Source organism: Corynebacterium sp. HMSC075F02, from assembly GCF_001838335.1.
Classification (GTDB): domain Bacteria; phylum Actinomycetota; class Actinomycetes; order Mycobacteriales; family Mycobacteriaceae; genus Corynebacterium; species Corynebacterium jeikeium_D.
Map to the genome: position 1 here is coordinate 148,063 of NZ_KV836307.1, position 6,265 is coordinate 154,327.

The 6,265-nt window shown below is 60.7% G+C and carries 5 protein-coding genes and 1 tRNA gene; 3 read left to right on the forward strand and 3 right to left on the reverse strand.

Annotation, left to right across the window (positions count from 1 at the left end; genetic code table 11):
* Positions 1-19: 19 nt before the first annotated feature.
* Positions 20-1,312: a deoxyguanosinetriphosphate triphosphohydrolase gene (locus HMPREF2920_RS03130; protein ID WP_048732682.1), complete on the forward strand. Its 1,293-nt coding sequence runs from the start codon at positions 20-22 to the stop codon at positions 1,310-1,312.
* A gap of 4 nt (positions 1,313-1,316) precedes the next feature.
* On the opposite strand, the gene HMPREF2920_RS03135 is transcribed toward HMPREF2920_RS03130, so the two are convergent.
* The gene (locus tag HMPREF2920_RS03135) at positions 1,317-1,820 is read right to left on the reverse strand and encodes a guanyl-specific ribonuclease (RefSeq protein ID WP_070438686.1); all 504 of its coding nucleotides are present in this window, start codon (positions 1,818-1,820) and stop codon (positions 1,317-1,319) included.
* Between the two features lie 120 nt (positions 1,821-1,940).
* On the opposite strand from HMPREF2920_RS03135, the gene dnaG reads away from it, so the two are divergent.
* Positions 1,941-3,872 (forward strand): DNA primase, encoded by a 1,932-nt coding sequence (gene dnaG, locus HMPREF2920_RS03140; RefSeq protein ID WP_080971472.1) that lies wholly within the window; start codon positions 1,941-1,943, stop codon positions 3,870-3,872.
* 19 nt (positions 3,873-3,891) lie between these two features.
* On the opposite strand, the gene HMPREF2920_RS03145 is transcribed toward dnaG, so the two are convergent.
* Together HMPREF2920_RS03145 and HMPREF2920_RS03150 are read right to left on the reverse strand one after the other, a co-directional pair.
* Complete coding sequence (locus HMPREF2920_RS03145; RefSeq protein ID WP_070642011.1) at positions 3,892-4,524, reverse strand: MBL fold metallo-hydrolase; 633 nt, start codon at positions 4,522-4,524, stop codon at positions 3,892-3,894.
* The gene (locus tag HMPREF2920_RS03150) at positions 4,521-5,678 is read right to left on the reverse strand and encodes an S-(hydroxymethyl)mycothiol dehydrogenase (protein ID WP_070853989.1); all 1,158 of its coding nucleotides are present in this window, start codon (positions 5,676-5,678) and stop codon (positions 4,521-4,523) included. Before HMPREF2920_RS03150 ends, HMPREF2920_RS03145 begins: the two co-directional genes overlap by 4 nt.
* Before the next feature lie 276 nt (positions 5,679-5,954).
* Between HMPREF2920_RS03150 and HMPREF2920_RS03155 the strand changes: the two genes are divergently transcribed.
* Positions 5,955-6,026: transfer RNA gene (locus HMPREF2920_RS03155), tRNA-Asn, on the forward strand.
* Positions 6,027-6,265: the final 239 nt, after the last annotated feature.

Here is a 6,265-nt window from a genome sequence, read left to right on the forward strand (position 1 = left end):
GATACGTAACAATAATTACGTGGCCGGTAAATTTTCGTATTCATCTTTTGAACTCGCTCGTATTGTCGAGGAGTCTCCGAAGCAGTCATTGCTGCCCGGGGTGCAGTCCTTGGAAACCCACCGGGCGGCGTTTGCACGAGATCGCGCCCGCGTCCTGCACTCCGCAGCGCTGCGCAGGCTGGCTGACAAAACCCAGGTTGTGGGGCCAGGGGAGGGCGATACTCCCCGCACACGCCTGACTCACTCGCTGGAGGTCGCGCAGATTTCCCGCGGAATCGCCAGCGAGTTGGGTGCAGATGAGGATCTCGCAGAGCTGGCCGGCCTGACCCATGACATCGGGCATCCGCCGTATGGCCACAACGGCGAGCGCGCTCTCAACGAGATTGCCGCTGGGTGCGGCGGGTTTGAGGGCAACGCGCAGACGCTGCGTATTCTCACTCGCCTCGAGCCGAAGGTGCTCGATGGTACAGGTGAGCCCTGCGGACTCAATCTCACTCGGGCGGCGCTCGATGCGGCTTGTAAGTACCCGTGGACGCCAATCGGTCCCGATGGTCAGCTCCGCCACAAGTACGGGGCCTACCAGGAAGATGCCGCAATTCTGCAGTGGATTCGCCAGGGCGTTCCGCACGGCAAGCAGTGTCTTGAGGCGCAGATCATGGACTGGTCTGACGATGTCGCCTATTCCGTCCACGATGTCGAGGATGGCATCGTCTCTGGCCGCGTTGACCTGGGTGTTCTGTGGGACACGGTGGAACTGGCCGCACTCGCTGACAAGGGCGCTGCCGCATTTGGTGGCGATCCAGCGGAGCTCGTCGAGGCTGCCGGGCGTCTTGCCAGCTTGCCGGTGGTATCAGCTGCGGCGTCCTATGATGGTTCGCTGCGCTCGCTGGTCGCGCTGAAACGGATGACCTCGGAGCTGGTCGGCCGTTTTGTCACTGCTTCCGTCGCGGGTACGCGTGCTGCCTCCGGGTCGACGCTTCCGCTCGGGCGTTACGACGCGGACCTCGCCGTGCCCAGCTCGATTCTGGCCGAGGTCACCATGCTGAAGACCATCGCCGTGCTGTATGTGATGGATCTTCCGCGTCATATTCGCCGTCAGGAGCGTGAGCGCGATCGCCTTTTCCGGGTGGCCGAGTATCTGCAGGAGGGTGCTCCGGGAACGCTTGATCCGATGTTCCAGTGGCTCTATTCCCGCGCGGAGAGTGACCAAGCGCGGCTGCGGGTGATTGTTGATCAGCTAGCGTCAATGACGGAGTCGCGTGTAGAGCGGCTTGATCGCCAGATTGCTGGTGTGGCCGCGGCGTGGGGATAGTTGTCTACTCCTCCGCGTCAGGAATTTCGCAGAAGCTCTCGTAGTGGTCGTCGGTGTAGTACCAGACATCCGGATCGTTTTCGGAACCGCCGCCGACAACGATGCGGCGTGCACCGCGGCTGGAATTGCCCGGGGTGGTCACGGTGTATTCGCGGTAGTAGTCACCGCGCTCCTTCGGCAGGCGTCCCTCGTAGTTGCCGAAGTGCTTGCCGTCGTGCTGCGAATAGATGTGGTCCTGGTCGGTCAGGATGCGGTCGATAACATCGTCGGCCTCCTGCGGCAGGGTATCTACTGCGCAGGTGGCACCCTTTGTGCCGGCCTTGTTGCTGCCCAAGTTGGGGCCAGGTTTAGGGCCTGGTTTCGCGCTGGAGGCAGTGGAATCCTGCGACCCCTGTGAGTTCTCGGATGCCGTAGAGTTCTGGTCTCCGCCATCGAGCCCGAAATAACTACCAGCCAGCACCAGGGCGGCAGCGCCTACACCGCTCGCAATCTTCTTCCACTCAGCCATGGCTAGTATCTTTCCATATCTGTCGCCGCCGGCACGCTTTTGGGTTGAGCGCGGGCGGCTCGTCGGCAAGCGAAACCTCTACGGCGGAGTCGATTGGACGGGTTGGGTAAGGTTATTTTCATGGCTAGGGGAAGAATTCCGGACTCCGACATCGCGGCAATCCGCGAACGGACTCCGATTGAGGAGATCGTTGCAGAATACGTGAACCTCAAACCGGCTGGCGCGGATTCTCTGAAAGGGCTATCGCCTTTTAAAGACGAGCGCACGCCGTCGTTCCACGTACGCCCCAATCATGGCTACTACCACTGCTTTTCCACCGGCAAGGGCGGTGATGTATTCAGCTTCCTCATGGAGATGGAACACCTGTCTTTCCCGGAGGCTGTCGAAGCCTGTGCGGAGAAAATTGGCTTCCACATTAACTATGAGGGCGGCGGCACGGGCCGTCGCGAGGAACCGGGAACTCGCCAGCGTCTCATCGCCGCAAACCGCGAGGCACAGAAGTTCTACCGCGAACAGTTCTCCACTCCAGCGGCAGCGCCCGCGCGCGAGTTTCTGGAAAACCGCGGCTTCACCGCCGAGCACGCGGCCCAGTTCGGCTGTGGCTACTCGCCGGCCGGCTGGGACACTCTAACCAAGCACCTGCAGCGCCTGGGCTTTAGCTTCGAGGAGTTGGACAAGGCGGGTCTTTCCAAGATGGGGCGCATGGGGCCGATCGATCGTTTTCACCGTCGTCTCATGTGGCCGATCCGCAATATGTCCGGCGATGTCATCGGTTTTGGTGCCCGCAAGCTTTTCGACGATGACAATCTGGGCAAGTACATGAACACGCCCGAGACCATGCTGTACAAGAAGTCCAAGGTCCTTTTCGGCTTGGATCTGGCAAAGAAGGACATTGCCACTGGTCATCAGGCTGTAATCGTGGAGGGCTACACTGACGTCATGGCCATGCACGCCTCAGGCGTGACCACGGCCGTCGCGTCCTGCGGTACCGCTTTCGGCGAGGAACACCTCCAGCTGCTGCGCCGTCTCATGCTCGACGACAACTTCTTCCGCGGCGAACTCATCTACACCTTCGACGGCGACGAGGCAGGACAGAAGGCCGCCATGCGCGCCTTCGAGGGGGAGCAGAACTTCACCGGCCAGTCCTACGTCGCGGTCGCGCCGGACGGCATGGATCCGTGCGATCTGCGCCAGAAGAAGGGCGAGGCCGCAGTGCGCGATCTCGTTGCTTCACGACGGCCATTGATCGAATTTGTCCTCCGCACACTTCTGGCCGACTATGACCTGACCACCGCTAATGGCAGGGTCTCCGGGCTGCGCCGAGTGGTGCCTGTCCTGGCCCAGCTCAAGGACGCGGCGCTGCGCGATGAGTATGCCCGCGAAGTTGCCGGCTGGATCGGCTGGAATGATGAGGCCGAGCTGGTGCAGCGCGTCCGCGAGGAGGCCAGTCGGCCACAGAATGAAAAGCGCACCCCCTACCAGCGTCGCCAAGAAGAGGCCCGTGCCCGTGAAGAGGCGGAGGAAGCGCGGCGCCGGCGCAACCCGGCACTGCCGTATCCAAATCCGCGGGACCCTGTGCTCTATGCGCAGCGTGAGGCCCTTAAGCTGGCAATTCAAGAGCCCGCCACCACCGGCCCGGTATTCGATGCGCTCGCACCCGAGACCTTTGGGCATCCGACCTACCGGGCGGTATTCGATGCCATCATGGCTGCAGGTGGTGCCTGCGGGGAAGCGGCCACACAGCCACATAGTTGGGCGACCGCAATTATGGATCAGGCGCGGGAGGACGTCGTCAAGCATCTCGTGACTGAGCTGGGTGTGGAGCAAATCGCCGTCGATGCAGAGACGCTGCGCCCGTATGCGCAGGCGATTCTGGCGCGGTTGCAGGAGGTGTGGGTCGGTGACCAAATTGCACAGCTGAAGGCGATGCTCTCACGAATGCGCCCCTCAGACGACGAAACCGCCTACAACTCGCTGTTCGCGGACCTGCTCGCGATGGAGCAGTACCGCCGCGAACTGCAAGCAGAGGCGGTCAAGGTCGTGTTTGAGTAGCTAGCGACTAGTAGGGCGGCTAGTAGCCGCGGCGAATCCACTCTTCCAAGTGCGGAGCCTCGCGGCCAATCGTCGTGTGGTCGCCATGACCCGTGCGGACAGTCGTTTCCGCAGGCAGAGTCAACAGGTTGTCGCGGATGGAGTTAATAATCGTGTCGAAATCCGAGTAGGACCGACCGGTCGCCCCCGGACCGCCGGAAAACAGCGTGTCACCAGAGAACAACTCCGCGGCCTCCGGCACGTACAGGCAGCACGAGCCAGGGGAGTGACCCGGAGTGTTAATAATGACAACCTCCGTGCCTGCAATCTCCAGGCGCTGACCATGCGCGAGATCCTCGTGCGCCAGGTCCGGCCAGGACTGATCCCACAGCATCTGGTCGCCCGGGTGGACGAGCAGGGGAGCGTCGAGCTTCTCCTGCAGTTCAGGGGCCACAGTGATGTGGTCGTTGTGCGCGTGGGTGCATACAATCGCCTTTACCTTGCGACCGTCCACCGCATCAATAATCGGCTGCGCCTCATGCGCCGCATCGATGACAATGACCTCACGGTCATCGCCGAGCACCCATACGTTGTTGTCTACGTCCCACGTGCCACCATCGAGCGAGAACGTGCCCGACGTGAGAACGTGGTCAACCCTCAAATCCTTGTTCACAGCGCCACCACCGATCGCAGTACCTTACCGGCCTTCATAGTTTCGAAGGCCTCATCAACATCCTCAATGCCAATGCGCTCCGTCACGAAGCCCTCTAGTGGCAGGCGGTTCTGCAACGACAGATCCACCAGCATCGGGAAGTCGCGCTCTGGCAGGCAGTCGCCGTACCAGGACGACTTCAACGCACCACCGCGGCTAAACACATCCGCCAGCGGGATATCCAGCTCCATCGTCGGCGCCGGAACGCCGACCAGAACAACGCGTCCAGCCAGGTCACGGGCGTAGAACGCCTGCTTGTAGGTTTCCGGACGGCCGACCGCATCGATCACGACGTCAGCACCGAAACCGTCGGTCAGCTCACGCACTCGCTTAACGACGGGATCCTCTTCCCCGGTGCCCTCATCGCTCTTAGCCAGCTCCGCAGAGTTAATGGTCTCGGTCGCGCCGAATTCGCGGGCGGTATCCAGCTTCTCGTCCGAGATGTCGATGGCAATAATCTTGCTAGCGCCGGCCAGCTTGGCACCGGCGATAGCTGCGGTACCAACGCCGCCGCAGCCGATGACGGCTACCGATTCACCGCGCTTAACCTCGCCGGTGTTAATAGCCGCACCGATGCCGGCCATGACACCGCAGCCAAGCAAGCCCGCAACGGCCGGATCGGCTGCCGAATCGACCTTGGTGCACTGGCCCTCGTGGACGAGGGTGGCATCCGCAAAAGCGCCGATTCCAAGTGCTGGGGTGAGGACGGTGCCGTCGGCAAGCGTCATGGGCTTGGAGGCGTTGAAAGTGCTAAAGCAGTACTGTGGCTCACCGCGCTTGCAGGCGCGGCACTCGCCACAGACGGCGCGCCAATTGAGGACGACGAAATCGCCGACGGCAACATGCGTGACCTCTTCGCCAATCTCGGAGACCACGCCTGCGGCCTCGTGGCCGAGGAAGAACGGGTACTCGTCGGTGATATCGCCGTCGCGGTAAGCCAGGTCTGTATGGCAGACGCCGCAGGCCTGGATGTCAACAATGACATCGTTCGGGCCCGGGGACGGGATGCAGATATCAGTAAGTTCTACAGGTGCGCCTTTTTCGCGGGCGATAACGCCGCGCACAACGCGTGCGGTTTGCTCGGTGTTTTCGGTTCCGTTGGTTTGTTCAGACATAAGCCCCATCGTATGAACGCGGTATGAAAAGTGCATGATGGAAAGCATTTTCAGTACTGGTAGGAGCTTTGTGGGCGCTGTGCGAGGTTGCGTGGATTGTGTGGATTGCGTGGCTCTGAGAACTCACAACGGTGTCATGACGTGTGGGAAAAGAAGGTCTAAATTGACCTTTGACCTGGCGATTTGTGAGTTTCAAGGGGTCTGGGTAAAGTATCTATCCGTCGCAAGGAACGGCATGGCCGAAGTTCGGTTTAGCCGGTTCTGTGCGGTGGATATTCCTCCATAGCTCAATGGCAGAGCATTCGACTGTTAATCGAAGGGTTGCTGGTTCGAGTCCAGCTGGAGGAGCAATTAAGCCAGGTCAGAGAGTTTTTCTCTGGCCTGGTTTTCGTTTAAGAAGACGAAGAAGACAAAAACAGACAGAAAATAATCCAAGCCCTAGGAAAGTCGGAAAAGCGTGTCTGGTCGGTGCGTCGCCGGTGGGCACCTTTCGCCACTTACCCCAGTGCGAGTTACTGACTGCGTTTATGTCAAAAATGGCACGAAAAATGCCCGGTAGGGTCAGGCGGTCATTGCATCATGGATAA